A 24,361-nucleotide genomic window follows, 5' to 3' on the forward strand; every position below is an offset into this window, starting at 1 on the left:
TGCACCTACTCCTCAAGCATTTTCATGGCGCTGGCCAGGCTGGTGCGCATGCGCCCGAAGGATTGGCCCAGGCGTGCCAGTTCATCGTTGCCGCTTACGTCTATCGGCGGCACGTCGGTTTCACCCAGGCTGACCCGATCGGCCAGGGCCGACATCTGCCGCAGGCGCCGGGTGACAAACAGGTGCACAGCCACGTTCAAGGCCACCAGCAGCACCGCGAAAATCCCCAGCATCGACAGCATGTAGCTGTGGAGCATGCTGTTGGCCCGCTGCAACGGCAGGGCCAGCGGCACCGAGACCAGTTGTGCGCCGATCGTGTCGTTGAGTTTCCAGCCAAAGCCGTTCACCGCACCGTAGATGTCGACCATGGTTTTGGGCGCCGCGTCCGGGGTGCTGTGGCAGGCCAGGCAGGCACCGTCCTTGATCTGGATCGGTCGCGCGATGTACAGCGACGGGCCGTCCTTGTCGGTGCGCTCGCCCACCAGTTCATCGGTGGTGGGCTGGCTGCGCAGGTTGTTGATCAGGCTTTTTTCCCAGTCGTCGGCCAGGTCCCGGGGGTTGGTGGGGTTGAGGGTGGCTTCCTTGTAGGCGTAGTCCGGGTAGGACTTGAGCAATTCCTGCAGGTGCGAGATGGCGGCGAAGTCGGGCACCGACTGTGGCAGGAACTGGAATTTCAGGCGGTTTTCCAGCAGCGGCACGATTTGCTCGGCGGTGTAGGTGCTGGCGGCGGTGGCCGAGCGCATCAGCAAGCGCGCGGTTTCCAGGGTCTCCCGGCGTGCGCTTTGTTGCAGCATGTAGTGGGTGGCGACGCTGGTGGCAATGAAACCGACCACGAAGACGGCGAGGAACACCACGTTGAATTTTACCGCGAGCGACAATTTCATAAGGCCCCTTGGGTGCAGGCAAGGTTGAACGACGGGCAGGCCGTTAATGAGGGTTTTTCCGGCGCTCCAGGCGCAGCAGTTCGATCTCCCACTCCAGCACGCCGCCGCGGTTGGTCTTCACCGCCTGGCGAAAGGCCGGGTCTGTGAGGCGCGGGGCGAAACGGCTGGCGAGCATTTGCTGGCTGAGGTTCAGCGGGCTGACGACCCAGGGCGCGATGTCTTCGTAGGTGACGTCGCGTTCCTTTTTCAGCGCGGGGGCGGCGGGGATTTTTTACCCAGCGCCACCAACGGATCGAGGAAGGGCCGGGGCAGGGCGTCGACAAACGCCTGTTCCGGGCGGGCGGTGGTTTTCAGGGGGCGTCACCGGCGCGTTGGGCAAAGTCTTCGTGGTTCAGGGTGAGGGTGCGACCGGCCTTGCCGTGGTTGTCCAGTTCGGTGACAGGCTGGCTGCCGTCTTCGACGAACATTTCGCTCTGGCGTGGCCCGACGTGGATCACACTGGCGCTGTTGGTCACGTTGAACGCCAGACCACCGGCGTTGACTGCGAGGCTGGCATGGGCGCTTGCAGCCACTGGTTGCAGCTTCAACCAGCCGCTGAGCAGATTGATTTGCGCGGCCTTGCTGTTGGTGGCGATCAGGATTCGCGTGTCGGGCCCCAGGGCGACGATGGCCGGTGCCAGCCCTTCGATCTGGATGCCGGCGCCGCCGGTTTGCAGAATGTCGCCGCCTTGCAGGCGCGTGCCGGCGCCTATGGTGTAAAGGGTGGTGGCACGGATCAGGTGCAGGGGTTTTTCCGCAAAGGAAATCACCGCGATAGTGGCCGGGGCCGCAAGCACGTGCGGCAGCTGAAACAGCCCGGCGAGCAATAGGAGTATCGAAAGTTTCTTCACGTGGGCGCCAGTCATCGAGCGAGTCGGGGTTGCGTGCGCAAGGCATCGCAGGGCCGCAGGCTAACCGTTGCGGGGCCTTGGCAATAAGGCAATTTTGCGTATGGATCCGGCCCAATCCGATTGAGCAAAATCATGGAATAAAGCGCCGGAGGAGGGTGTTCTTCTCATGGTTTCGCGTGATTCAGGCAGCCGCTTTTTGCTGGCGCAAGACCGATGACTTTCCTCTCGTCAGGAGCACCTATGACCACCCAATGCATGAACGCGTTTTCCTCCACCAAGCTCTTCCTGCAACAGAACTTCATGACCGCCAAGCGCATTCCTTCGGGATTGATCGCGGGCATCAATGTGTTCGACGTGAACGATCACAAAGCCGGTGGCTACCGCCTGGCCACCCTGGATAAACCCGGTGAGTACGGCAAGATCGAACGGCCGCTGATGGGCCATTGGGTACCCCAGGGCAGTTTTTGCGATATCCCCGCCAACCCGGGCGCCACGGGCTACGTGTTCACCCCGGATTTCAGTGGCTGTTCGATCCTGATCGACCATATCGACGACACCACCTACCGGGTGTTCCACGTGCAGGGCGGCAGCGATTACCTGAACAAGGAATACCTCAGCCGCTTCGACGGCCACGGGCTGGGCTTCGCCACGGCGATGACCTTTGATGACTATGGCGAGGACGCCTATCCCCGGGGCTTTGCGTTCATGAAATTCGAGGAAGGCCGCTGGTGGATTTATTTCCAGCGCCAGAACGGCGTGGGGCTGAATTTTGCCTATGGCAAATTCCAAATGAACGGCGCGCAAACGGTGCGCGGTGGCGGGCGCATCCCGGTGCCCAACCTCAAGCGCGAGTCGCCGCGCCATGGCGTGGTGCACAGCGGCAAGGCCCTGCCGATGCCGGCCAGCCGGCTGACCGAGCTCAAGGTTGAAGTCTGGTAGTGCCTCGGTTGAAAAAATAATCGGGAATAAAAACTGATGGCTGATTGTTCATCCTGCAGACGCTGACAATTGACCCTCGACGGACTTCAAGATGATTGCACTGACGTTTCTTAAAACTCTCCCTGGCAGGCGCGTGATGAGCAGCACCGACCCTGATGTTGTGGCACGCCGTAATCGCCTGGCGCTGCTGGCGTTGCAAGTGATCGGCATGGTCGTGTTGATCGCCTGTGCCATCGATGCCCAGAGGGCACAGGCGCAGGACCTGCCCGACCCGTTGAGCGGTGACGCGAAGACGATCCTGATGACCGTGCGGGCCGAAGGTGTGCAGATCTACAACTGCGCCAAGGACGGCAACGGCCAGCTGGCCTGGCAGTTTCGCGAGCCGCTGGCGACGCTGATGATCAATGGCAAGACGGTGGGCCGGCACTTTGCGGGGCCGACCTGGCAGCTGGATGATCGCAGCGCCGTGGTTGGCAAAGTGGCTGCCCAGGCGCCGGGGGCAACGGGGCGGGATATTTCGCTGTTGCGCCTGGATGTGGTGAGCCATCAAGGCGTTGGCGGGCTGTCACCGGTGGTGGCGGTGCAACGGCTGCACACCGAAGGTGGCGTGTTCAGCGGCCGTTGTGAGCACGACGGCGATTTGCACGTAGAGCCTTACCGCGCCGACTACCGTTTTCTCGGCCAGTAATCACTACCGCGTCACCCCGGGCCGCTCGGCTCGGTCGTAACACCCTCTGAACGTTTTCTTGCCTCGCGCCGGTAGCCATCGGTGTGCGGCGAAGCTGTGCCTGCAATTCAACCAATAATGATAGGAGCTTTACATGATCACTCGTTTACTCGCTGTCGCGGCGGTTTCCCTTGTTGCCTCGACGTGTGCCCAGGCGGCTGAAAGCGGTGCCACTGACTGGACCGGTTTCTACGGTGGCTTGAACGCCGGTGTTGGCTTCGGGGGCGACGGCGACGTCAATACCCAAGGCCAGGCGGCACCGAATATTGCCAATATCAACGGTGGCGCGCGTCCGGGTCGGGTGGACCTGGACCGTAACGGCTTCGTCGGTGGTGCGCAGATTGGCTACAACTACCAGTTCGGCCAATGGGTGGCGGGCGTCGAGGCCGATATCTCCCACACCGACCTGCAAGACAGCCGCAACATCGGCACCTCGCAACTGAATACGCACCTGGCGCTGAACAACACGTTTGAGTCGAAGATCAAATACCTCGGCACCCTGCGCGGTCGCCTGGGTTACGCCTTTGACCATACGTTGATCTACGGCACCGCGGGCCTGGCGTATGGCGAAACCAGCCAGAGCGTGGATATGTTTGGCCCTACCGGCAATACCCAGTTCAGCGGTGATCAAAGTCACTTCAAGATGGGCTACACAGTGGGCGCAGGTATCGAACAGGCGATCACGCAAAACCTGTCGATCAAGACCGAATACCTGTACTACGACCTGGGCGAAGACAAGCTGAACGTGGCAGTGATTCCGGGCAGCGGTGGGGCGGGCACGGGTTATGACTCGAAATTCAAGAACGACGGGCAGATGCTGCGGGTGGGGTTGAACTGGAAGTTTGATTGATCGGTAGCAAGGCCTCAGGCGCAGGCGCCTGAGGCTTTCGCCGGACGGATGGGGCGGTGATTGTAGAACTGCTCCTGTCGCGGCGGGCTGCTTTTTCGACAGTGGGAGGTGTTCCAGGTGGTGAAGTCGAAGCGCGTGACGGAGACCACGTTTTCCTGAATCAACATGATGGGGGCCGGGGGACTCTTATCTGAATAACGCGTGCCCAGGGTAACTTCCAGCGTGTCCTTGTCACGGTAGCCGCTGAGCAGAGGAAGAAGGGTGAAGGCATGGTCCATTCCTTCGGATTCGGTGGGCATGCCAACGAATAAGACAATACCGACATACACTTTTCGATCCTTCAAACTGAACATGCAAAGTGTGTACTTCTGGATGGACTCTCTGAGCAGGTATTTGAAAGGCGTGCCTTCAAGGATGTTCAGGGCGAGCCGGCAGTTTAGTTGTTCATCGGATTTCAGTTTCAGCTCTTTTTTCTTCGCGTTGACAAAAAGTCTAGCCCAGAGAGTGGGAATGACCATGGCGGTCAAACCAGCCTGCAACAGGAAAACCCAGAGTGCTGCATTCTTTTCGTTAGCAATATCGAGTTGTACCAACAGGGCGCCAAGATAGCGGCTGTAGTCTGTTGCAACCTCATGACCTGCGACGTGAACCGTCTGTTTTGACATGGCCAGAATCAAGGCACTCATCAGCGTGGCGACGACCAGGCAAACCAGCCCCAGCCGCGCAACATGCAGATAGAGTAATTGCCCTTCAAAACGGTGAAGGCGGCAGTAGTAATAAGGATGTTTTATACAGACCAGATAACCGCTGACCAGTAACGGCAAAATGATCAGCAGGCCCATGAATCATCGGCCTCCATTTTGCGGACCTGGCGAATCGCTTCTTTGTAGGCATCGGACTCCATGACTTCTTCGGCGGAGACGGAGATACCCCATTCCCCCTCAATTTTCATGGTTCTTTTTGACTTGATGGCTTCCACGGTATCCAAGTCATCCTGAGTCGGTTTACCGGCGAACAACGAATACAATCCAAACATGGCGACGACCTCGAGAAGATGCAGTCGTTTTTATAGCAAGTGGCTGTGGGGCCCGCCATTGATGGCCGACGTGCCAGCGTCGCCAGTTCCCGTAGGAAACGTCTCCATTCACTCCAGCGGCCTAAAACGTCGGCGGCGTAATCACCCAAATCACCACCGCATCCACCTTCCCGGGGTTGCCGTACCGATGGGGCTCACTGCTGGGGAAGCTGAAACTGTCCCCTTCATCCAGCTGAAAATGCCGCTCACCCACCCATAGCTCGAATTTCCCGCTCAACACATAACCCGCTTCTTCGCCCTCATGGCTATAACTCTGCTGGCTATAGGTCCCCGGCGGAAAGCGCGAATGGAGCATTTCCAGCTGGTGATTGGGCAGGGGTGTCAGCAACTGGTCGACGATGCCATCTTCATAGTGAATGCTCTGGCGATTGTTTTTGCGCACCACAAAGCCTTCGTCCTCCGCGGCCGGCGTGGTCTCGCTGGCAAAAAACCACTGGATCGTCACGCCCAGGCTGCGGGCGATATTGAACAGTGCCGGGATCGACGGGTAGGCGAGGTTGCGTTCCAGCTGGCTGATGTAGCCGGCGGTCAATTCGCTCATCTGTGCCAATTCGGTGAGCGTCATGCCCCGGGCCTTGCGCAAACCCCGGATGCGGGTGCCGAGAAACAGCTGTGGCGGTTGGTCGTTCAAATGTCCCACGCTACCTTCAATCCTTCATAAATCGCCTCTTCGGCGGTACGCGGCGCCAGGCAGTCGCCGATGCGCGTGAACGCCACCTGGCCTTGCAGTTCTGCGCCCAGAGTGTCCACCGGCTGATGGCCCTGGCACAACACCAGGGTGTCGATATTTTCCAGCAACATCGGCTCGCCGCTGGCGGTGTGTTGCAGGTAGACGGTGGTGTCGTCGCAGCCGTACAAACGGGCGTAAGGGATGATCGGAATGCCCAGCCGATGCAGTTCACCGGCCAGTTGATCGCGTACGTACAACGGGAGGTTTTCCCCGCAATGGGTGCCGTTCACTGCCAGTTGTACCTGATGGCCGGCGCGGGTCAGGCGTTCGGCGATGCCCGGGCCAATCCAGTCGCAACGCCAATCCACCACGACCACTGAACGGCCCAGCGGAACCTCATCGCGCAGTACTTGCCAGGCGTCCACCACCTGCAACTCGCCGCCGCGTTCGAAGGGCGGCCAGTAGGGCTCGGCGCCGGTGGCGATGATTACCTGATCGGGCTGTTCGCGCGCCACTAACGCGCGGTCGACGCGGGTATTGCGCACCACGCGGACCCCGGCCAGTTCCATCTCGCGCTGCAAGTTGGTACTGGCGCCGCCGAACTCGCTGCGACGTGGCAGCAACTGCGCGAGCAGCACCTGGCCGCCCAACTGAGCACTGGCTTCATACAGGGTCACATCATGCCCGCGTTGCGCCGCCACCGCGGCTGCCTTCATTCCCGCCGGGCCGCCACCGACCACCATGATCCGCTTGCGTCGCAGTGCCGGTTGCAACTGGCCAAACTGCAATTCGCGGCCGGTCTCGGGGTGCTGGATGCAGGAGATCGGCAAACCCTTGTGGAAGTGGCCGATACACGCTTGATTGCAGGCGATGCACGCCCGTACATCTTCGGCATGGCCGCTTGAGGTCTTGGCCGGCATTCGGGGGTCGCAGATCAGCGCGCGGGTCATGCCGCACACGTCGGCCTGGCCCCGTTGCAGCATCAGTTCAGCCTCCTGGGGCTGGTTGATGCGCCCGGTGACGAACAGCGGAATCGACAGGCTGGCCTTGAATGTCGCCGCTTCTGCCGCCAGGTACGCCGGCGCAATGGCCATGGGCGGTACGATGTGGATCGCGCCGCCAAGGGAGGCCGAGGTGCCGGCGACGATGTGCACGTAATCCAGCGCTGACTGAAGGCGTTGCACGGCCGCCAGGGAGTCCTCTTCGGTCAGGCCTTCGGGGTCGCGCTCATCGGCGGAAATGCGCAGGCCGATGATGAAGTGCTCGTCGGTTGCGGACCGTACTGCGGCGATGATTTCCCGCAGGAAGCGCAGGCGTTGTTCCAGCTCGCCGTTGTAGCCGTCGGTGCGGCGGTTCACCCGTGGGTTGAGAAACTGCGCCGGCAGATAACCATGGCTGGCGACCACCTCCACCCCATCAATCCCGGCCTGATACAGGCGCTTCGCCGCAGCGCCGTAGCCCGCGACGATCTCGTCGATCATCGCCTGGTCAAGGGCGCGCGGCATCACCCGGAATCGCTCGTTGGGCACCCCGGAAGCCGAGTAGGCCACCGCCAGCAAGCCGTCAGCCGACTCCATGATTTCCCGCCCCGGATGGAAAATCTGCGACAGCACCACGGTGCCGTGGGCATGGCAGGTCTCGGCCAGTTGGCGGTAGCCGTCGATGCAGCTGTCATCGGTGGCCATCAGCACATGGGAGGTGTAGCGGGCGCTGTCGTGCACCCCGGCGACCTGCAACACAATCAGCCCCACGCCGCCCTCGGCGCGGGCCCGGTGGTAGGCGATCAGCTGTTCGTTGACCCGGTTGTCGGTGGGCATCGAGGTATCGTGCCCGCTGGACATGATGCGGTTTTTCAGGCGTTTGCCGCGCAGTACCAACGGTTCAAAAAGATGCGGAAAGGCATGGGGCGACATGGTGCGGATACTCCAGGCGCTGTTGTTATTATTTTTCTATAGGAGGTCAGCCTCAGTAAAAAATCAACTTGTTTTTTTACTGGTGACTGGATTAGCGTCAGCCACATCACCCACCCGCCTGGAGAATAAAAATGACTGGCGCCACCGAACAACACCTGCGCGAAGAGCTTGCCGCCTGCTACCGGCTGATCGCGCACTTTCGCATGAGCGATTTGATCTTCACCCATATCTCGGTGCGCATTCCGGGGCCCGAACACCACTTTTTGATCAACCCCTATGGGCTGATGTTCGAGGAGATCACCGCCTCCAGCCTGGTAAAAATCGGCCTGGACGGGCGCGCGGTCGAGGCGTCGGCCCATGGCGTCAACCCGGCGGGGTTTGTGATCCACAGCGCCATTCACGGGGCTCGCGAAGACGCCCAGTGCGTGCTGCACACCCACACCCGCGCCGGCTGTGCAGTGGCGGCACTGGAATGCGGGCTGTTACCGGTGAACCAGATTTCCATGGAGTTCTACGGCAAGGTCGCCTACCACGACTACGAAGGCGTGGCGCTGGACATGGACGAGCAACAACGCCTGGTTCGCGACCTCGGTGACAAGCCGGTGTTGATGCTGCGCAACCATGGCCTGTTGACGGTGGGGGAGACGGTCAGCCAGGCGTTCCTGCGCATGTATTACCTGGAAAAGGCCTGCGATATCCAGATCGCCGCCCAGGCCTGCGGCAAGTTGATCCTGCCGCCTGCGGCTGTGTGCGAACACACCGAGCGCCAGTTCAATGACCCGGGCCGGCCACTGGAAGAGGGTGAGCTGGCGGACCTGGATGCCATGCAGCTGGCATGGGCGGCATTGCTGCGGTTGCTGGATCGGGTGTCGCCGGGGTTCCGGGAGTGAGGTAGAGTCGTCCAGCCGACTCAACCCAAGGACACCGCCTCATGACCCAGGAATCCCGTTTCTCCCGCATGGAACCGGAGTTGCGCAAGGCCAATCTGGTCCAGGCGACATTGGCCTGCCTCAAGCGCGACGGCTTCCAGGGCGCGTCGATCCGCAAGATCAGCGCCGAGGCCGGGGTGTCGGTGGGGCTGATCAGCCATCACTACTCGGGCAAGGATGAGCTGGTGGCCGAGGCCTATCGGTCGATCACCCGGCAGGTGATGGACCTGCTGCGTGATGCCATGGCCAAGGCACCGCCCAGCCCGCGGGAGCGGCTCTCGGCGTTCTTTCGCGGCTCGTTTTCCCCCGAATTGCTGGACCCGCAACTGCTGGATGCCTGGCTGGTGTTCTGGGGCGCGGTCAAGACCGCCCCGGCGATCAATCAGGCCCACGAACATTCCTATGGCGAGTACCGCACCATCATGCGTTCGGCCCTGGTGGACATGGCTGCTGAAGAAGCCTGGGAGCGTTTCGACGCCGACCTAGCCGCCATTGCCTTGAGCGCCTTGCTCGATGGTTTGTGGCTGGAATCGGGGCTCAACCCCGGTACGTTCACCCCGGAGCAGGGCATCCAGATCTGCGAAGCGTGGGTCGATGGCTTGCAGTCTGGCGGCCGCCAGCGCTTCCGGATCAAACCCTGAACTGACGATTTCTCGCCGCCTGGACGCAATGTTCAGGCCGGCATTCCCCCTCGAAAAATATTTGCAGTTACCCGATTGCCTCCTTGCTGAACACTCGTTTAGTATCGCCCCATGTCGCACCCCTCAAGCCAATTAAAATAATTCGAGGATTCCATGACTACCGATCCGTCCGTGCTCACTCAAGTGCAAGCAGGCGTTGCCTGGATCACCCTCAATCGCGGCGCCCAGCGCAATGCCCTGGACATCCCGACCCTCAAGCACCTGCAGGCGTTGCTGGACGGTTTCAACAGCGACCCGGCCGTGCGCGTGGTGGTGCTGACCGCCAGCGGTCGCAGCTTCTGCGCCGGTGCCGACCTCGCTGAGTGGGCCGACGCCGAAGCCCGTGGCGCCCTCGAAACCTACGGCTGGACCGAAACCGCCCACGCCCTGATGACCCGCCTGCACACCCTCGATAAACCCACCATCGCCGCCATCAACGGCACGGCGGTCGGCGCCGGCATGGACCTGACCCTGTGCTGCGACCTGCGTGTGGCCGCGCAATCGGCGCGCTTCAAGGCCGGCTACACCAGCATGGCCTACTCGCCGGACGCCGGTGCCAGCTGGCACCTGCCACGCTTGATCGGCAGCGAACAGGCCAAACGCTTGCTGTTCCTCGACGAACTGTGGAGCGCCGATCGCGCCCTGGCCGCCGGCCTGGTGGGTGAAGTCGTCGCCGATGAGCAATTGCACGCCCACGTCACCGACCTGGCCACGCGCCTCGCCAACGGCCCGACGTTCGCCTTTGCCCAAACCAAAACCCTTATCCGCGAAGGCGCCGGGCGCAGCCTGGCCGAGCAGCTCCAGGCTGAACTCGCCGCCGGTTTGCTCTGCGGGCGCAGTGCCGACGGCGCTGAAGCCCTGCGCGCGTCGATGGAAAAGCGCCCAGCGAATTTCTCCGGCAAATAGTCCCTCCTCAAAACACCCTCGAACGATCGACAGGTAGCGCCATGAATTTCCAGCCCAGCCAAGAACAAGACATGTTGGTGGACGCGGTACGCAGTTTTGTTGCCAAGGAGTTGTTGCCCCACGAGGAGGCGGTGGACCGTGCCGATGAAGTCTCGCCGGAACTTGCCGCGCAGATTCGTGACAAGGCCATCGCGGCCGGTTTCTATGCGTTCAACATGCCGGAAGAGGTCGGCGGTGGCGGCCTGGATTACCTGTCCCAGGCGTTGATCGAGCGGGAGTTGTCGAAGGTCTCCTGGGCACTGCATGTGTTTGTTGCCCGACCGTCGAAAATCCTCATGGCCTGCACCGGTGCGCAGATTGGCGAGTACCTGTTGCCGTGCGTGCAGGGCAAGAAGATCGACTGTTTTGCCCTGACCGAACCGGGCGCCGGTTCCGACGCCAACGCGATCAAGACCCGCGCCGTGCGCAGCGGCGATGACTTTGTGCTGAACGGCAGTAAGCACTTCATCAGCCACGCCGGCCACGCGGATTTCGCCATCGTGTTTGCCGTCACCGACACCTACGAACACAACGGCCGCCCGCGCAACGCCGTGACCTCCTTCCTGGTGGACCGCGGCACGCCGGGCATGACCATTCGCCGGGGCCCGAAGTGCGTCAGCAATCGCGGCTATCACACCTATGAAATGTTCTTCGACGACTGCCGCGTGCCGGCCTCCAAAGTCCTCGGCGAAGTCGGCAAGGGCTGGGAAGTGGCCAACGCCTGGCTGACCGCAGGCCGGGTGATGGTGGCTGCCAACTGCGTCGGCCAGGCCCAGCGTGCGCTGGACGTTTCCCTGCAATGGGCGGCAGACCGCAAACAGTTCGGCCAGCCCATCGGCACCTATCAAGGCATCTCGTTCAAGCTCGCCGACATGGCCACGCAAATCCGCGCGGCTGAGCTGCTGACCCTGAGCACCGCCTGGAAGATGGACCAGGGCACCATGACCGATGGCGAAGCCGGCATGGCCAAGCTGTTTGCCAGTGAGGTACTGGGCAAGGTCGCCGACGAGGCCGTGCAGATTTACGGTGGCATGGGCTTGATGGACGAAGGCCCGGTTGAGCGCATCTGGCGCAACGCGCGGATCGAGCGGATCTGGGAAGGCACTTCGGAAATCCAGCGCCATATTATTGCCCGCGAACTGTTGCGGCCGTTGTTGCGCTGATCGGGTGGGAGAACGCTTATGTCCCAGGCTATTCGCGACAATCTCAAGCGCCTGCTGGCGCCCCGTCACCTGGCGTTCGTGGGTGGGCGCAGCATGGCCCGCGCCCTCAAGCGCTGCGCCGAAGGTGGCTTTGACGGCCAGATGTGGCTGGTCAACCCGCAACATGAAAGCCTCGATGGCATTCCCTGCGTGCGCCGTGTGGCCGATTTGCCGTGTGGCCCGGATGCAGTGTTCATCGCCACCAATCGCGAGCTGACGTTGACCTGTGTCGCCGAACTGGCGGCCATCGGCACCGGTGGCGCCATCTGCTACGCCTCTGGGTTTGCCGAAACCGGCGCCGAGGGCCAGGCCTTGCAGCAACAACTGCTCAAGGCGGCGGGCGAGATGGCACTGCTCGGCCCCAATTGCTACGGCTTGCTGGATTACCTGCACAGCTCTGCACTGTGGCCGGTGGCGCATGGCGGCAAGCCGGTCGAGAAGGGCGTTGCGGTGCTGACCCAGAGCGGCAACTTTGCCTACAACCTCTCCATGAGCGACCGTTCGTTGCCGGTGGCCTATATGGCGTCGGTGGGCAACCAGGCGCAATTGGGTGTGGCCGAGTTGATGGATGTGCTGCTGGATGAGCCGCGTGTGACGGCCATCGGCTTGCACCTGGAAGGCTTGAAGAATGTGCCTGGGTTCGCCCGCGCAGCTCACAAGGCGCTGGAAAAAGGCATTCCGATCATCGCCCTGAAAACCGGCGTGTCGCAGATCGGCGCGGAGCTGGCCCTGAGTCATACCAGTTCGTTGTCGGGTTCCGATGCGCTCTACGACAGCCTGTTTGCGCGCCTGGGTGTGATCCGGGTGAGCGGGCCGGTAAGTTTTGTCGAAACCCTGAAAGCGGCGGCCTGCGGCAATTTGCCGGCGGGCAACAGCCTGATCGCCCTGGCCTGTTCCGGTGGCGATGCCGGGTTGATTGCCGACTACGCCGAACGCAACGACCTGAGCCTGCCGAAACTCGATGAAGGCCAGCGTTCGGAGCTGGCGCAGGTACTGCCCAGTTACGCCAACCTGGTCAACCCGCTGGATTTCACCACGGCCATCTGGGGCAATCGCGACGCCCTCAACAGCATGCTCGACACGGCACTGCGCACCGACGCGGATGCGGCGATGCTGGTGCTCGACTACCCGGCCGAATTTACCGGCGAGCGCAAGGAGTGCGACCTGTTGCTGGAGCTGTTTTGCAGCGCGCTGGCCCGTCACGGCAAGACCGGGTTTGTCACCTCGGCATTCCCCGAATTGCTGCCGGCCCACGCTCGCGAGCGCCTGCATGCCCAGGGTGTTGCGGCGTTGCAAGGCGTGGAAGACGCGCTGGCGGCCTGGGGCCGGATTGCCGACTACCAGAACAATCGTCGGGCGCTCCTGGCGCGGGGTGAGTCGATACTGGTCCCTCTGTGTCCTCAGGCGCTTGAAGCACACGGGCAGTCGCTTAACGAGTGGGATTCGAAACAGGCTTTACGTGCGTTCGGGCTGACCACGCCGGCAGGTATCTTGAGTACACCGGAGCGAGCTATTGCCGATGCCGGCGTGCTGGGTTACCCGTTGGTGCTCAAGGCCGTCAGCGCCGACCTGCCGCATAAAACCGAAGCCGGCGCGGTGGCGCTCAACCTGCGCGACGGCCTCGCCTTGAGCGCCGCGCTAATCCAGATGCGCGAGCAAATCGCGGCCTATGCGCCGGACGTACCCTTCGATCACCTGCTGCTGGAATCCATGGCCACGCCACCATTGGCCGAGCTGATTGTGGGCATCAAGCGCGAGAACGACTTCGGCCTGGCGCTGGTGATCGGCGCGGGTGGCATTCTCGTGGAATTGCTCAAGGACAGCCGCAGCCTGTTGCTGCCGACCACCGACGATGCGATCCGCAATGCCTTGCTCAGCCTGCGCAGCGCCGCATTGCTGCAAGGCTTTCGCGGGCGCGAAGTGGTCGACATGGAGGCGCTGGTGGCGGCGATTCGTGCCGTGGCCGACTACGCCTGCGCCAACGCCGGGCAGTTGCTGGAACTGGATGTAAACCCATTGCTGGTCAATGCCCGGGGCGCCACGGCGGTCGATGCATTGATCCGTCTCGCCCAGGCGTGAAGGAGATGACGATGCAAAGCAAAACCTTGACGGGCGGCCAGGCCCTGGTGCGATTGCTGGCCAACTATGGCGTCGACACCGTGTTCGGGATTCCCGGCGTGCACACGCTGGAGCTGTATCGGGGGCTGCCCGGCAGCGGCATCCGTCACATTCTGACGCGCCATGAGCAGGGCGCCGGCTTCATGGCTGACGGTTTTGCGCGGGTCAGCGGCAAGCCGGGGGTGTGTTTCATCATCACCGGGCCGGGGGTGACCAATGCGGCGACGGCCATCGGCCAGGCGTATGCCGACTCGATTCCGCTGCTGGTGATTTCCAGCGTCAACCACACCGCCAGCCTCGGCAAGGGCTGGGGTTGCCTGCATGAAACCCAGGACCAGCGGGCGATGACCGCGCCCATCACCGCGTTTTCGGCGGTGGCGTTGAGTGCCGAGGATTTGCCGGAGTTGATCGCGCGGGCCTATGCCGTGTTCGACAGTGAACGGCCACGGCCGGTGCATATTTCGGTGCCGCTGGATGTGCTCTCGGCGCCGATCAAGCGGGATTGGAGCAATGAAGTGGTGCGGCGTCCCGGGCGCGGTTTGCCATCGGCTGAAAGCCTCGATCAAGCCGTGGCGAAACTGGCGGCGGCCAAGCGCCCGATGATCATCGGCGGTGGTGGTGCGTTGTTGGCCGCGCAAGCCTTGGAGCGCTTGAGCACGCAATTGGCCGCGCCGTTTTTCAGCAGTGTGGCCGGCAAAGGGTTGCTGCCGGTGGAGCATCCGCTGAATGCCGGTTCTACCCTGTGTGTGGAGCCCGGCTGGCAGTTGATCGCCGAGGCGGATGTGGTGTTGGCCATCGGTACCGAAATGGCCGATACCGACTTCTGGCGCGAGCGCCTGCCGGTGAATGGCGAGTTGCTGCGAGTGGATATCGACCCGCGCAAGTTCAACGATTTCTATCCCTGCGCCGTGGCCTTGCACGGTGACGCCCAATACACCGCGCAGGCCTTGCTGGAACGCCTGCCAGCCGCCCCGCGCAACGCCGATGCAGCGACCACAGCGGTCGCGGCATTACGCCAGGCGGTCAGCAGCGGGCATGGCCCGTTGCAGCGCATTCACCAGGCCATTCTCGACCGCGTGGCCGCCGAGCTGCCGGCCAACGCCTTCATCAGCAGTGACATGACCCAACTGGCCTACACCGGCAATTACGCCTTCGCAAGCAAGGCCATCCGTAGCTGGTTGCACCCCACCGGCTACGGCACCCTGGGCTATGGCCTGCCGGCCGGTATCGGCGCCAAGTTCGGCGCGCCTGAACGCCCTGGCCTGGTGCTGGTGGGCGACGGCGGTTTTCTCTACACCGCCCAGGAACTCGCCACGGCCGTGGAAGAACTGGACAGCCCGCTGGTGGTGTTGCTGTGGAACAACGACGCCCTGGGGCAAATTCGCGACGACATGCTGAACCTGGACATCGAACCCATCGGCGTACTGCCGCGCAACCCGGACTTTGCCGCCCTGGCGCGGGCGTTCGGTTGCACGGTCAGCGAGCCACAGAACCTGGATGAGCTGCAGACGGATTTGCGTAACGGTTTCAAGCGCAACGGCGTGACCTTGATCGAGTTGAAGCATGCCTGTGTGAACCTTTAGAGGAGCAACACCATGAGCGAAAACAACAACAAAATGACTCAAGCGATGCACCGACGGGATTTCCTCAAACACAGCGCCGTCGCCGGTGCGGTGGCCGCCGCGTTTTCCATGGGCCTGCCGCTGCCGGCCTTTGCCGAAGAGGCCGTGCCCAAGCCGGGTGGCGTGCTGCGCATGGGCCTGGCCGGCGGCAGCACCACCGACTCCCGCGACCCCGGGTCCTGGGTCGACACCTTCACCTTCGTCGGCTTTTCGGCGGTGTACAACACCCTCACTGAAATTGCCGTGGACGGCAGCGCCATCCCCGAACTGGCCGAAAGTTTCGAGTCGACGCCCGATGCGCGCATCTGGACCTTCAAACTGCGCCAGGGCGTGACCTTCCACAACGGCAAAAGCCTGACCGCCGAGGACGTGGTGGCCTCGATCAACCACCACCTGGCAGCCAATTCCACCTCGGCCGCCAAGACGGTGATCGGCGATGTGGCCAGTGTCAGCGCCAAGGGCACCGATGCAGTGGTGTTCGAACTGCATTCGGGCAATGCCGATTTCGCCTACGTGGTTGCCGATTATCACCTGGTGATCATGCCCGCCAAGGACGGCGTCGCCGACTGGCAGGCCGGGGTCGGCACCAGCGGTTATCGCCTGAAAAGCTTCGAACCCGGCGTGCGCATGGACCTGGAACGCAACCCCGATTACTGGAAACAGGGCCGCGCACATTTCGCCAGCGCCGAGCTGATCGCCATTGCCGACGGCGCGGCGCGGGTCAATGCGCTGGTCACCGGCCAAGTGGATGTGATCAACAAGGTCGACCTGAAAACCGTGGCCCTGCTCAAGCGCAACCCCGCGCTGGTCATCGAAGAAACCAAGGGCGCCCAGCACTACACCTTCCCGATGTTGTGCGACAGCAACGAGTTCAAGAACAACGACATTCGCATGGCGATGAAGCATGCGATCAACCGCGAAACCCTGCTGGCCTCGGTGCTGCATGGCTATGGCCTGGTGGGCAATGACCATCCGATCCAGCCCGGCAGCCGTTTTATCAACGCCGCGCTGGAGCAGCGCACCTACGACCCGGACAAGTCGCGCTTCTACCTGCGCAAGGCCGGTGTGGAGTCGCTCAAGGTGCGCCTGCAAGCCTCCGACGCCGCCTACACCGGCGCGGTGGACGCCTCGGTGCTGTTCAAGGAACAGGCACGCCAGGCCGGGATTGATATCGACGTGGTGCGCGAGCCCGCGGACGGGTTCTTCTCCAATGTCTGGATGAAGCAGCCGTTCACCACCTCGTTCTGGTACAGCAGCCTGACCGCCGACCGTATGTTCAGTATCGGCTACGCCAAGGGCGCGGCGTGGAACGAAACCCATTGGGATAACGCGCGCTTCAACCAGTTGCTCAACGCCGCACGGGGCGAGATGAACGCGCCGGTGCGCCAGGAGATGTACAACGAAATGCAGAGCCTGTGCCGCGACGATGGCGGGGCGATTGTGCCGCTGTTTGCCAGTTCGGTGGCGGCACGCTCGAACCGCGTCAGCCATGGACCGCTGACGGCGCCGTATGGGGAACTGGATGGGTTGCGGCTGATCGAGCGGTGGTGGCAGGCGTGATTCTTGTGCCGGGCGCTATGGCTCAGGTAATGAAGATCAACAGTAGGAGCTGGCTTGCCAGCGATGCAGGCACCTCGGTGTCTCGGGAATATCCAGGCGATGCCATCGCCGGCAAGCCAGCTCCTACACAAGCGTGCCCGATTCAAGGAACTGCACGATGAACAGCCTATTCAAACTGGTGCTCCAACGCCTGGCCCTCGGCCTCCTGTCTTTGTTCGCCGTGTCGGTGATCATCTTCCTGGCCGTGGGCATGCTTCCCGGTGATATCGCCCAGGCCATGCTCGGCCAGTCCGCCACGCCGGAAACCGTGGCGGCCTTTCGCGCACAACTGGGCCTGGACCTGCCGCCCCTGAGCCGGTTCGTGCAATGGCTGTTGCGCCTGCTGCACGGTGACCTCGGCGCCTCCCTGGCCAACCAGCGGCCCATCGCCGAGCTGATCGGCGCACGGTTGGGCAACACCTTGCGCCTGGCGGCACTGGCCGCACTGGTCTCGGTGCCTTTGGCGCTGGTGCTGGGGATGCTGGCTGCGCTGTACCGCAACAGCTGGTTCGACCGACTGCTCAACACCTCGGCCCTGAGTGCGGTGTCGTTCCCCGAGTTCTTCGTTGCCTACCTGCTGATCCTGGTGTTTTCGGTCAAGCTCGGCTGGTTTCCCAGCCTGTCCAACCTGGCGCCGGACGCGTCATTTGGCACCATTCTCGAACGCTCGGTGCTGCCGGTCGCCACCCTGAGCCTGGTGGTGATCGCGCAGATGATGCGCATGACCCGCGCCTCGTTGATCAACCTGCTGGCCAGCCCGTATATCGAAATGGCCCGGCTCAAGGGCATCAGCCAGTCGCGGATTATCTGGCGCCACGCGCTGCCCAATGCGCTGGCGCCGATCGTCAACGTGATCGCCCTCAACCTGGCGTATCTGGTGGTGGGCGTGGTGGTGGTCGAAGTGGTGTTTGTGTATCCGGGGCTCGGGCAGTTGCTGGTGGACTCGGTGTCCAAGCGCGATATCCCGGTGGTGCAGGCGTGCAGCCTGATCTTCGCCGCCACCTACATCCTGCTCAACACCGGTGCCGATGTGCTGTCCATCGCCACCAACCCACGCCTGATGCATCCCAAGGGGTAGACCATGAGCTTTCTCACACAACTGGCCAAGGCGCCATTGAGCGCGAAGTTCGGCCTGCTGATCATTGTGCTGTACGTGCTGGTGGCGCTGTTTGCACCGGTGCTCGCACCCTATGGCGAAACCCAGGTGGTGGGCGACGGGTTTGCGCCCTGGAGCGGCCAGTTTTTGCTGGGCACCGATAACCTCGGGCGGGATATGTTCAGCCGCCTGGTGTATGGCGCGCGCAACACCCTGGGCATCGCCTTCCTGACGACGGTGCTGGCGTTTTTGCTGGGTGGCTTGAGCGGCCTGGTGGCGGCAATCAAGGGGGGCGGGGTCGACCAGGGATTGTCGCGGGTGGTGGACATCCTGATGGCGATCCCGCAACTGATTTTCGCCTTGCTGATTCTCAGCGTGGTCGGCACCAACGCCACCTCCCTCGTGTTGGTAATTGCACTGCTGGACTCGACCCGGGTGTTTCGCCTGTCCCGGGCCGTGGCGATGAACGTGGTGGTGCAGGACTTCGTCGAAGCCGCGCGTTTGCGCGGGGAAGGGCTGTGGTGGCTGGTCACCCGCGAAGTGCTGCCCAACGCCGCCGCGCCATTGATTGCCGAATTCGGCCTGCGCTTTTGCTTCGTGTTTTTGTTTATCAGCGCGTTGTCGTTTCTCGGCCTGGGGATTCAACCGCCCACCGCTGACTGGGGCAGCATGGTCCGCGACAACGCGGTGCTGATTACCTTCGGCGACATCAGCCCGTTGCTGCCGGCGCTGGCGGTGGCGTTGATCACCGTCAGCGTGAATTTTGTCGTCGACTGGATGCTGCACAAATCCAGCGGCCTGAAGGAGTGTTGAGGATGGACAAGCCATTGCTGGAAATCCGCAACCTGCAGATCGAAGGGCATTATGAAGAGGCCTGGCATCCGCTGATCAAGGGCATCGACCTGACCTTGCAGCGGGGCGAGGTGCTGGGATTGATTGGAGAGTCCGGCGCGGGTAAATCAACCTTGGGCCTGGCGGCCATGGGGTTTGCCCGGGATGGTTGCCGCATCACCGGCGGTTCGGTGTGCTTTGACGGCATTCAACTGTTGCAGGCCAAGCCTGAAGCCTTGCGCAAGCTGCGGGGGCTGCGCATTGCCTACGTTGCGCAAAGTGCTGCCGCGTCGTTCAACCCGGCCCACCGGCTGATTGACCAGCATGTGGAAACCGCCGTGATCAACGGTGGCATCAGCCGTGCCGAGGCCGAACGCGAGGCGGTGGAGTTGTACCGTGTGCTGCGCCTGCCCAATCCGGAAACCATCGGCCAGCGGTATCCCCATCAGGTGTCCGGTGGGCAACTGCAACGGGTGATGACCGCCATGGCGATGGCCTGTCACCCCGACCTGATCATCTTCGACGAGCCCACCACGGCCCTCGACGTCACCACCCAGATCGAAGTGCTGGCGGCGATCCGCGATGCGGTGAAAACCTTCGGCAGCGCCGCGCTGTATATCAGCCATGACCTGGCGGTGGTTGCGCAGATGGCCGACCGCATCATGGTGTTGCGCCACGGCAAGCTGGTGGAGGAGGCCGAGACCCGCACCATGCTCAGCGCGCCGCAGCAGGACTACACCAAATCCCTGTGGGCGGTGCGCAGTTTTCGCACCGAGCCCAAGGCCTGCCCCGAGCAGCAGGTGCCTTTGCTGGAAGTGCGCCAGGTGTGCGCCAGCTATGGGCATCAGCCGGTGCTGCACTACGTGTCGATGAGCCTGTATCGCGGCCAGACGCTGGCGGTGATCGGTGAGTCCGGCAGCGGCAAAAGCTCCACGGCCCGGCTGATCACCGGGCTGCTGCCAGCCACCGCCGGGCAGGTGCTGTATGACGGTGAAGCGTTGCCGGCGGATTTTCGTCGGCGCAGCAAGGAGCAGTTACGGCGGATCCAGATGATCTACCAGATCCCGGACACCGCGCTGAACCCGCGCCAACGCATCGTCGACATCATCGGCCGGCCGCTGACCTTCTACCTTGGCCTCAAGGGCAAGGCCATGCGTGCCCGGGTCGCTGAATTGCTGGAGATGATCGAGCTGGACCCGGCCACGTTCATGGAGCGTCAGCCACGTGAATTGTCCGGTGGCCAGAAGCAGCGGATTTGCATTGCCCGCGCTCTGGCGGCCGACCCGCAACTGATCATCTGCGATGAAGTGACCTCCGCCCTTGATCAACTGGTGGCCGAAGGTGTGCTGAAGCTGCTCAACCGGATCCAGCAGCAGTTGGGCGTGGCCTACCTGTTTATCACCCATGACGTGGCGACCGTGCGCGCCATCGCCGACGAAGTGGTGGTGATGCAGCGCGGAAGGGTGGTGGACCAGGGCAGCCGCAGCGCGATCTTCACCCCGCCGTATCAGGACTACACCGGCCTGCTGTTTTCATCGGAGCCGGAAATGGATCCCGACTGGCTCGACCATTTGCTGGCCGAACGGGCCGCGCTTACTTCTTGAGGAGTTTTTATGAAGGTGTTGATTGTGCATGCCCATCCCGAGCCGCAGTCGTTTACCGCGGCCTTGCGTGACCAGGCGACTTCCACCCTGCAGGCGCAGGGGCATGAGGTGCAGGTCAGCGATTTGTACGCGATGAACTGGAACCCGGTGGCCAGTGCCTCGGACTTCACCTCGCGGGAGAATCCCGAGTACCTGGTGTATGCGCTGGAGCAGCGACTGGGGGTGAAAAGCCAGTCCATCGCGGCGGATATTCAGCAAGAGTTGGACAAGCTGCTGTGGGCCGATCTGCTGATCCTCAACTTCCCGATCTTCTGGTTCTCGGCGCCGGCCATGCTCAAGGGCTGGATTGACCGGGTGCTGGTGTCCGGCGTGTGCTACGGCGGCAAGCGGTTTTATGACCAGGGTGGGCTCGCCGGCAAGAAAGCGCTGGTCACGGTCACCCTCGGCGGGCGCGAGCATATGTTTGGCGAGGGTGCGATTCATGGGCCTTTGGAGGACATGCTTCGACCGATTCTGCGTGGCACGCTGGCGTACGTCGGGTTTGAGGTGCTGGAGCCGTTTGTGGCGTGGCATGTGCCGTATATCAGCGCCGAGGCCCGGCAGGAATTCCTGCACAGCTACCAGCGGCGACTGGAAGGGCTGGCGGATGACCAGCCGTTGGTGTTTCCCAAATTGGAGCAGTTTGATGAGGCGCTGTATCCACTGTCCTCGACTCAGTGAAGATCCAGTGTGGGAGCCGGGCTTGCTCGCGAAAGCGGTGTGTCAGTTGATGCATGTGCTGGCTGAACCACCGCATTCGCGAGCAAGCCCGCTCCCACATTTGATCTTCATTGTCAGGCGGGACTCTGTGCCCGCAACCGCTCGGCAGCACTGCGCAGCAACTGCTCGGTGCCGTCCCAGCCCAGGCAGCCGTCGGTGATCGACACGCCGTATTTCATTGACGGGCTCAACGGTTGGCAGCCTTCGAACAGGTGGCTTTCGATCATCATGCCGATCAGCGAGGTGTCCCCCTGCAAGCGTTGCTCCAGCACGTCGTTGAACACCGCCGGTTGGCGCAACGGGTCTTTGCCGCTGTTGGCGTGGCTGCAGTCGACCATGATCCGTGGTGCGACTTTGCTCTTGGCCAGGTCGGCGTGAACCTGAGCCACGCTCTGGCGATCGTAGTTCGGCCCACGGTGGCCGCCGCGCAACACCAGGTGTGTGTCGGGGTTGCCCGGGGTCTGAATGATCGCCGGATGCCCCTGGCTGTCGACACCGAAGTGGCGGTGCGGGTGAGCGGCGGAGCGCATGGCGTCACAGGCGATGGCGACGCCGCCGTCGGTGCCGTTCTTGAAGCCCACCGGCATGCCGAGGCCGCTGGCCATTTCGCGGTGGATCTGCGATTCGGTGGTGCGTGCGCCAATGGCGACCCAGCTCAGCAGGTCATCGAAGTAGCCGGCAGCCATCGGTTGCAGCAACTCGGTGGCGACCGGCAAGCCCAGGCGCAGCATTTCACGCATCAGTTCCCGGGACAGGCTCAGGCCGGCGGCCATGTCGTCGCTGCCATCCAGGCGCGGGTCGTAGGCCAGGCCTTTCCAACCGATGGTGGTGCGGGGTTTTTCGACGTAGGCGCGGATCACCAGCAGCATCTGGTCACTGACTTCATGGGCCAGTTTTTTCAGGTTGCGGGCGTATTCCATGGCCGATTCCGGGTCGTGGATCGAGCACGGGCCGACGATCACCAGCAGGCGTGAATCTTCGCCCTTGAGGATGGCGCGCACGGCTTGGCGATGGGCGTGGATTTGTTCGTTGAGGAACGGGCTCAGGGGCAGTTGGTGCTTGAGCTCCAGAGAACTGGGCAAACGCTGGGTCAGCGCTTCATTGGCGCAGGACAGGGTAGAAACAGGCAGAGCGGCGATCGAAGAGTTCATATTCTGGCTTCCTGGGCAAGCGGCGGGCTGTTCCCGCACGCTCGGCCCTACTGGGGTGTTCGACAATTGGCCGTATTGGCTACGTGTGTTGGCTTGCCACCAATAGGTGACCGATCGGAGGCGGCAGGCTGTCCCGAACGGAGCTTGCTAAATCGCCAGGCGGTGGAGGTGTCGTAGCGGTAATAGGTGGCGTAGTTCATGTCGTGAGTCCTTTAAGTGTTCGGTGTGTGGCAAAAATAATAAGGGCTGAAAAAACAAAACCCCCGGTCGGGGAGCCGACCGGGGGTTTAGATTTCTCTGGTAGGCGACCCCTTGAGTAGTGGGCGCCGATTTCAGGTATCAGGCGCGCCAGTGGCTAAACCAATACCCAAAATAAAAGCTGACCAGTGCGCTCAAACCGCTCACACGGGTAGCCACGACCGAGCGCTGGGCGCTGGCAGCAGGGCAAACCTGAGTGTGGGTGAGTTGCAACATGGTGTTTCTCCAAATGATGGGTGGAGCTTAACTGAGGCGAGTGGGCGGATTCAATCAGTAATTTCTATCGAGGCGGGGTACTTACGGCTATGACCCAAGTGTCGATATGCTGCACGGACTTCACGATGATTGCCTGGATGCGACCATGACTGTCTTGACGATTGCTGCTGCCCAAACCGTTTCCATTGCGGGCGACTTGCCCGCCAACATCGCGCATCACCTGGCATTCATGCGTATCGCGGCGGAGCACGGTGTGCAATTGCTGGTGTTTCCGGAGCTGTCCCTGACCGGCTATGAACCGGCGTTGGCCGCCGGGCTGGCGATTGCGCCGCACGATGAAGTGCTGGCGCCGCTGCGGGAGATGGCGCGTGAGCTGCGCATCACCGCCGTGGTGGGCATGCCGATTCGCCAAGGGGCGGTGAGTGAGGTGTTGATCGGCGCGCTGGTGCTGGGCCCGGACGGCTCGCTGGCGGTGTACACCAAGCAGCATCTGCACCCTGGCGAAGAAGTAGCGTTTACCGCGGGGCAGGGCGGTGCGGCCCTTGAATGGGGTGGCGACCGGATCGCCCTGGCGGTATGCGCAGATTTCTCCCACGCCAGCCATCCCCGGCAGGCGGCCGAGGCGGGGGCGAATATCTACGCCGCCGGTGTGCTGATCAGCGAAGGCGGCTACGCTGCGGACACAACCTTGCTTCAGGGCTACGCGGCCGAGCATGGGATGGTGGTACTGATGGCCAATCACGGCGGCCCATCCGGTGGCTGGACGTGCGCCGGGCGCAGCGCAATCTGGGGCGCAGATGGCGGTTTGATCGCCGCCAGCCCGGGTGTAGGCGATGCGTTGGTGATCGCACGTCGCAACACCGCCGGCCAGTGGCACGGGGAACAGGTGGTGATTTAGGGAGCGCAGGCCCATGGCGTTTCAACTGCAGGCAGCGACCAGCCAACACCTGGCCTTCGCCCGAACCCTGACCCATCAGGCCATGGGCAACTATTATCGCCAATACGATCTTTCGTGGTCTGATGCCGGGTTTGATACCGCCTGGGCCGGTCGGGAGAATTGGCTGATCTGTCGCGATAACGAGGTGCTGGGTTTTATCAGTGTCAGTCGTGACCCAAAGGCGCTGTATATCCGCGAATTGCACATCCTTGAGGCGTTTCGTCATCAAGGGGCGGGCGGCTGGGTCATCGAGCAGATGGTGTATAAGGCGCGCGCCGAGGGGCTGGGTCTTTTACGGTTGACCGTTTTCAAGACCAACCCGGCGCGAAGGCTCTATCAGCGCAAGGGCCTGGAAATCGTGGGTGCGGAGGATTGCTTCTGGCGCATGGAGCGCGATTGCCGCCCGTGATCAGGTGCGGATTTGTCCGATTTCAGGAAAACAGGC

At 62.5% G+C, this 24,361-nt stretch carries 24 protein-coding genes; 16 read left to right on the forward strand and 8 right to left on the reverse strand.

Annotated features, from left to right (window positions below):
- Positions 1-5: 5 nt before the first annotated feature.
- From JFV30_RS08745 to JFV30_RS33050, 3 genes are all read right to left on the reverse strand, one after another.
- Complete coding sequence (locus JFV30_RS08745; RefSeq protein ID WP_169387809.1) at positions 6-884, reverse strand: c-type heme family protein; 879 nt, start codon at positions 882-884, stop codon at positions 6-8.
- A 43-nt stretch (positions 885-927) separates the two neighbouring features.
- Positions 928-1,059, reverse strand: coding sequence for a hypothetical protein (locus tag JFV30_RS33415; RefSeq protein WP_274610271.1), 132 nt, complete (start codon positions 1,057-1,059; stop codon positions 928-930).
- Positions 1,060-1,234: 175 nt separating this feature from the next.
- Positions 1,235-1,789, reverse strand: coding sequence for a hypothetical protein (locus JFV30_RS33050; RefSeq protein WP_242487045.1), 555 nt, complete (start codon positions 1,787-1,789; stop codon positions 1,235-1,237).
- Positions 1,790-2,014: 225 nt separating this feature from the next.
- Here JFV30_RS33050 and JFV30_RS08755 point away from each other — a divergent pair, with 225 nt between their 5' ends.
- From JFV30_RS08755 to JFV30_RS08765, 3 genes are all read left to right on the forward strand, one after another.
- Positions 2,015-2,713 carry a hypothetical protein gene (locus JFV30_RS08755; RefSeq protein ID WP_010173726.1) on the forward strand — a complete coding sequence of 233 codons (699 nt, stop codon included), beginning with the start codon at positions 2,015-2,017 and terminating at the stop codon, positions 2,711-2,713.
- 136 nt (positions 2,714-2,849) lie between these two features.
- On the forward strand, positions 2,850-3,401 hold the full coding sequence (locus tag JFV30_RS08760) for a DUF3455 domain-containing protein (RefSeq protein WP_201123091.1): 552 nt from the start codon (positions 2,850-2,852) through the stop codon (positions 3,399-3,401).
- 133 nt (positions 3,402-3,534) lie between these two features.
- A complete protein-coding gene (locus tag JFV30_RS08765; protein ID WP_201123094.1) occupies positions 3,535-4,290 on the forward strand; it encodes an outer membrane protein in 756 nt (251 codons plus the stop codon).
- Between the two features lie 14 nt (positions 4,291-4,304).
- Here JFV30_RS08765 and JFV30_RS08770 read toward each other — a convergent pair whose 3' ends face one another.
- The 4 genes from JFV30_RS08770 to JFV30_RS08785 all read right to left on the reverse strand — a co-directional run bounded on the left by JFV30_RS08770 (position 4,305) and on the right by JFV30_RS08785 (position 7,969).
- Positions 4,305-5,132, reverse strand: a complete 828-nt coding sequence (locus JFV30_RS08770) for a hypothetical protein (protein ID WP_201123096.1) — start codon at positions 5,130-5,132, stop codon at positions 4,305-4,307.
- A complete protein-coding gene (locus JFV30_RS08775) occupies positions 5,120-5,326 on the reverse strand; it encodes a hypothetical protein (protein WP_169387814.1) in 207 nt (68 codons plus the stop codon). Before JFV30_RS08775 ends, JFV30_RS08770 begins: the two co-directional genes overlap by 13 nt.
- 121 nt (positions 5,327-5,447) lie before the next feature.
- Positions 5,448-6,026, reverse strand: a complete 579-nt coding sequence (locus tag JFV30_RS08780; RefSeq protein WP_169387815.1) for a helix-turn-helix domain-containing protein — start codon at positions 6,024-6,026, stop codon at positions 5,448-5,450.
- A complete protein-coding gene (locus tag JFV30_RS08785; RefSeq protein WP_201123098.1) occupies positions 6,014-7,969 on the reverse strand; it encodes an oxidoreductase in 1,956 nt (651 codons plus the stop codon). The genes JFV30_RS08780 and JFV30_RS08785 overlap by 13 nt, the downstream gene beginning before the upstream one ends.
- A 131-nt stretch (positions 7,970-8,100) precedes the next feature.
- Here JFV30_RS08785 and JFV30_RS08790 point away from each other — a divergent pair, with 131 nt between their 5' ends.
- From JFV30_RS08790 to JFV30_RS08840, 11 genes are all read left to right on the forward strand, one after another.
- Entirely contained in the window at positions 8,101-8,859 is a 759-nt protein-coding gene (locus tag JFV30_RS08790) for a class II aldolase/adducin family protein (protein WP_010173719.1), read from the forward strand.
- Between the two features lie 41 nt (positions 8,860-8,900).
- The gene (locus JFV30_RS08795; protein ID WP_201123100.1) at positions 8,901-9,539 is read left to right on the forward strand and encodes a TetR family transcriptional regulator C-terminal domain-containing protein; all 639 of its coding nucleotides are present in this window, start codon (positions 8,901-8,903) and stop codon (positions 9,537-9,539) included.
- Positions 9,540-9,692: 153 nt separating this feature from the next.
- Positions 9,693-10,484, forward strand: coding sequence for an enoyl-CoA hydratase/isomerase family protein (locus JFV30_RS08800; RefSeq protein WP_010173714.1), 792 nt, complete (start codon positions 9,693-9,695; stop codon positions 10,482-10,484).
- A 41-nt stretch (positions 10,485-10,525) separates the two neighbouring features.
- Positions 10,526-11,686 carry an acyl-CoA dehydrogenase family protein gene (locus JFV30_RS08805; protein WP_201123102.1) on the forward strand — a complete coding sequence of 387 codons (1,161 nt, stop codon included), beginning with the start codon at positions 10,526-10,528 and terminating at the stop codon, positions 11,684-11,686.
- Positions 11,687-11,704: 18 nt separating this feature from the next.
- Positions 11,705-13,804 (forward strand): acetate--CoA ligase family protein, encoded by a 2,100-nt coding sequence (locus JFV30_RS08810; RefSeq protein ID WP_201123105.1) that lies wholly within the window; start codon positions 11,705-11,707, stop codon positions 13,802-13,804.
- Between the two features lie 11 nt (positions 13,805-13,815).
- On the forward strand, positions 13,816-15,426 hold the full coding sequence (locus tag JFV30_RS08815; RefSeq protein ID WP_201123107.1) for a 5-guanidino-2-oxopentanoate decarboxylase: 1,611 nt from the start codon (positions 13,816-13,818) through the stop codon (positions 15,424-15,426).
- Positions 15,427-15,438: 12 nt separating this feature from the next.
- Positions 15,439-17,025, forward strand: coding sequence for an ABC transporter substrate-binding protein (locus tag JFV30_RS08820; protein WP_201123109.1), 1,587 nt, complete (start codon positions 15,439-15,441; stop codon positions 17,023-17,025).
- Between the two features lie 157 nt (positions 17,026-17,182).
- Positions 17,183-18,142 (forward strand): ABC transporter permease, encoded by a 960-nt coding sequence (locus JFV30_RS08825; RefSeq protein ID WP_010173705.1) that lies wholly within the window; start codon positions 17,183-17,185, stop codon positions 18,140-18,142.
- Between the two features lie 3 nt (positions 18,143-18,145).
- Complete coding sequence (locus JFV30_RS08830) at positions 18,146-18,973, forward strand: ABC transporter permease (RefSeq protein ID WP_201123111.1); 828 nt, start codon at positions 18,146-18,148, stop codon at positions 18,971-18,973.
- A 2-nt stretch (positions 18,974-18,975) separates the two neighbouring features.
- Positions 18,976-20,595 (forward strand): ABC transporter ATP-binding protein, encoded by a 1,620-nt coding sequence (locus JFV30_RS08835; protein ID WP_201123113.1) that lies wholly within the window; start codon positions 18,976-18,978, stop codon positions 20,593-20,595.
- A 9-nt stretch (positions 20,596-20,604) separates the two neighbouring features.
- Positions 20,605-21,315, forward strand: a complete 711-nt coding sequence (locus JFV30_RS08840) for an NAD(P)H-dependent oxidoreductase (RefSeq protein ID WP_201123115.1) — start codon at positions 20,605-20,607, stop codon at positions 21,313-21,315.
- A gap of 113 nt (positions 21,316-21,428) precedes the next feature.
- Here the strand turns inward: JFV30_RS08840 and JFV30_RS08845 are convergent, their stop codons facing one another.
- Complete coding sequence (locus JFV30_RS08845) at positions 21,429-22,505, reverse strand: 3-deoxy-7-phosphoheptulonate synthase (RefSeq protein WP_201123117.1); 1,077 nt, start codon at positions 22,503-22,505, stop codon at positions 21,429-21,431.
- A gap of 619 nt (positions 22,506-23,124) precedes the next feature.
- On the opposite strand from JFV30_RS08845, the gene JFV30_RS08850 reads away from it, so the two are divergent.
- Both JFV30_RS08850 and JFV30_RS08855 read left to right on the forward strand, forming a co-directional pair.
- Positions 23,125-23,877 carry a carbon-nitrogen hydrolase family protein gene (locus tag JFV30_RS08850; RefSeq protein ID WP_201123119.1) on the forward strand — a complete coding sequence of 251 codons (753 nt, stop codon included), beginning with the start codon at positions 23,125-23,127 and terminating at the stop codon, positions 23,875-23,877.
- Positions 23,878-23,890: 13 nt separating this feature from the next.
- The gene (locus tag JFV30_RS08855) at positions 23,891-24,325 is read left to right on the forward strand and encodes a GNAT family N-acetyltransferase (RefSeq protein ID WP_201123121.1); all 435 of its coding nucleotides are present in this window, start codon (positions 23,891-23,893) and stop codon (positions 24,323-24,325) included.
- Positions 24,326-24,361: the final 36 nt, after the last annotated feature.

It is taken from the genome of Pseudomonas sp. TH32, assembly GCF_016650855.1.
Taxonomy (GTDB): Bacteria; Pseudomonadota; Gammaproteobacteria; order Pseudomonadales; family Pseudomonadaceae; genus Aquipseudomonas.

What these genes read in the sequence shown, in the direction of transcription:
- JFV30_RS33415 (WP_274610271.1), bottom strand. Translation starts at nt 1,059, where the DNA reads ATGCTCGCCAGCCGTTTCGCCCCGCGCCTCACAGACCCGGCCTTTCGC.
- JFV30_RS08765 (WP_201123094.1), top strand. Translation starts at nt 3,535, where the DNA reads ATGATCACTCGTTTACTCGCTGTCGCGGCGGTTTCCCTTGTTGCCTCG.
- JFV30_RS08855 (WP_201123121.1), top strand. Translation starts at nt 23,891, where the DNA reads ATGGCGTTTCAACTGCAGGCAGCGACCAGCCAACACCTGGCCTTCGCC.
- JFV30_RS08760 (WP_201123091.1), top strand. Translation starts at nt 2,850, where the DNA reads ATGAGCAGCACCGACCCTGATGTTGTGGCACGCCGTAATCGCCTGGCG.
- JFV30_RS08790 (WP_010173719.1), top strand. Translation starts at nt 8,101, where the DNA reads ATGACTGGCGCCACCGAACAACACCTGCGCGAAGAGCTTGCCGCCTGC.
- JFV30_RS08795 (WP_201123100.1), top strand. Translation starts at nt 8,901, where the DNA reads ATGACCCAGGAATCCCGTTTCTCCCGCATGGAACCGGAGTTGCGCAAG.
- JFV30_RS08840 (WP_201123115.1), top strand. Translation starts at nt 20,605, where the DNA reads ATGAAGGTGTTGATTGTGCATGCCCATCCCGAGCCGCAGTCGTTTACC.
- JFV30_RS08745 (WP_169387809.1), bottom strand. Translation starts at nt 884, where the DNA reads ATGAAATTGTCGCTCGCGGTAAAATTCAACGTGGTGTTCCTCGCCGTC.
- JFV30_RS08775 (WP_169387814.1), bottom strand. Translation starts at nt 5,326, where the DNA reads ATGTTTGGATTGTATTCGTTGTTCGCCGGTAAACCGACTCAGGATGAC.
- JFV30_RS08815 (WP_201123107.1), top strand. Translation starts at nt 13,816, where the DNA reads ATGCAAAGCAAAACCTTGACGGGCGGCCAGGCCCTGGTGCGATTGCTG.
- JFV30_RS08770 (WP_201123096.1), bottom strand. Translation starts at nt 5,132, where the DNA reads ATGGGCCTGCTGATCATTTTGCCGTTACTGGTCAGCGGTTATCTGGTC.
- JFV30_RS33050 (WP_242487045.1), bottom strand. Translation starts at nt 1,789, where the DNA reads ATGACTGGCGCCCACGTGAAGAAACTTTCGATACTCCTATTGCTCGCC.
- JFV30_RS08825 (WP_010173705.1), top strand. Translation starts at nt 17,183, where the DNA reads ATGAACAGCCTATTCAAACTGGTGCTCCAACGCCTGGCCCTCGGCCTC.
- JFV30_RS08830 (WP_201123111.1), top strand. Translation starts at nt 18,146, where the DNA reads ATGAGCTTTCTCACACAACTGGCCAAGGCGCCATTGAGCGCGAAGTTC.
- JFV30_RS08800 (WP_010173714.1), top strand. Translation starts at nt 9,693, where the DNA reads ATGACTACCGATCCGTCCGTGCTCACTCAAGTGCAAGCAGGCGTTGCC.
- JFV30_RS08755 (WP_010173726.1), top strand. Translation starts at nt 2,015, where the DNA reads ATGACCACCCAATGCATGAACGCGTTTTCCTCCACCAAGCTCTTCCTG.
- JFV30_RS08835 (WP_201123113.1), top strand. Translation starts at nt 18,976, where the DNA reads ATGGACAAGCCATTGCTGGAAATCCGCAACCTGCAGATCGAAGGGCAT.
- JFV30_RS08845 (WP_201123117.1), bottom strand. Translation starts at nt 22,505, where the DNA reads ATGAACTCTTCGATCGCCGCTCTGCCTGTTTCTACCCTGTCCTGCGCC.
- JFV30_RS08805 (WP_201123102.1), top strand. Translation starts at nt 10,526, where the DNA reads ATGAATTTCCAGCCCAGCCAAGAACAAGACATGTTGGTGGACGCGGTA.
- JFV30_RS08850 (WP_201123119.1), top strand. Translation starts at nt 23,125, where the DNA reads ATGACTGTCTTGACGATTGCTGCTGCCCAAACCGTTTCCATTGCGGGC.
- JFV30_RS08785 (WP_201123098.1), bottom strand. Translation starts at nt 7,969, where the DNA reads ATGTCGCCCCATGCCTTTCCGCATCTTTTTGAACCGTTGGTACTGCGC.
- JFV30_RS08810 (WP_201123105.1), top strand. Translation starts at nt 11,705, where the DNA reads ATGTCCCAGGCTATTCGCGACAATCTCAAGCGCCTGCTGGCGCCCCGT.
- JFV30_RS08820 (WP_201123109.1), top strand. Translation starts at nt 15,439, where the DNA reads ATGAGCGAAAACAACAACAAAATGACTCAAGCGATGCACCGACGGGAT.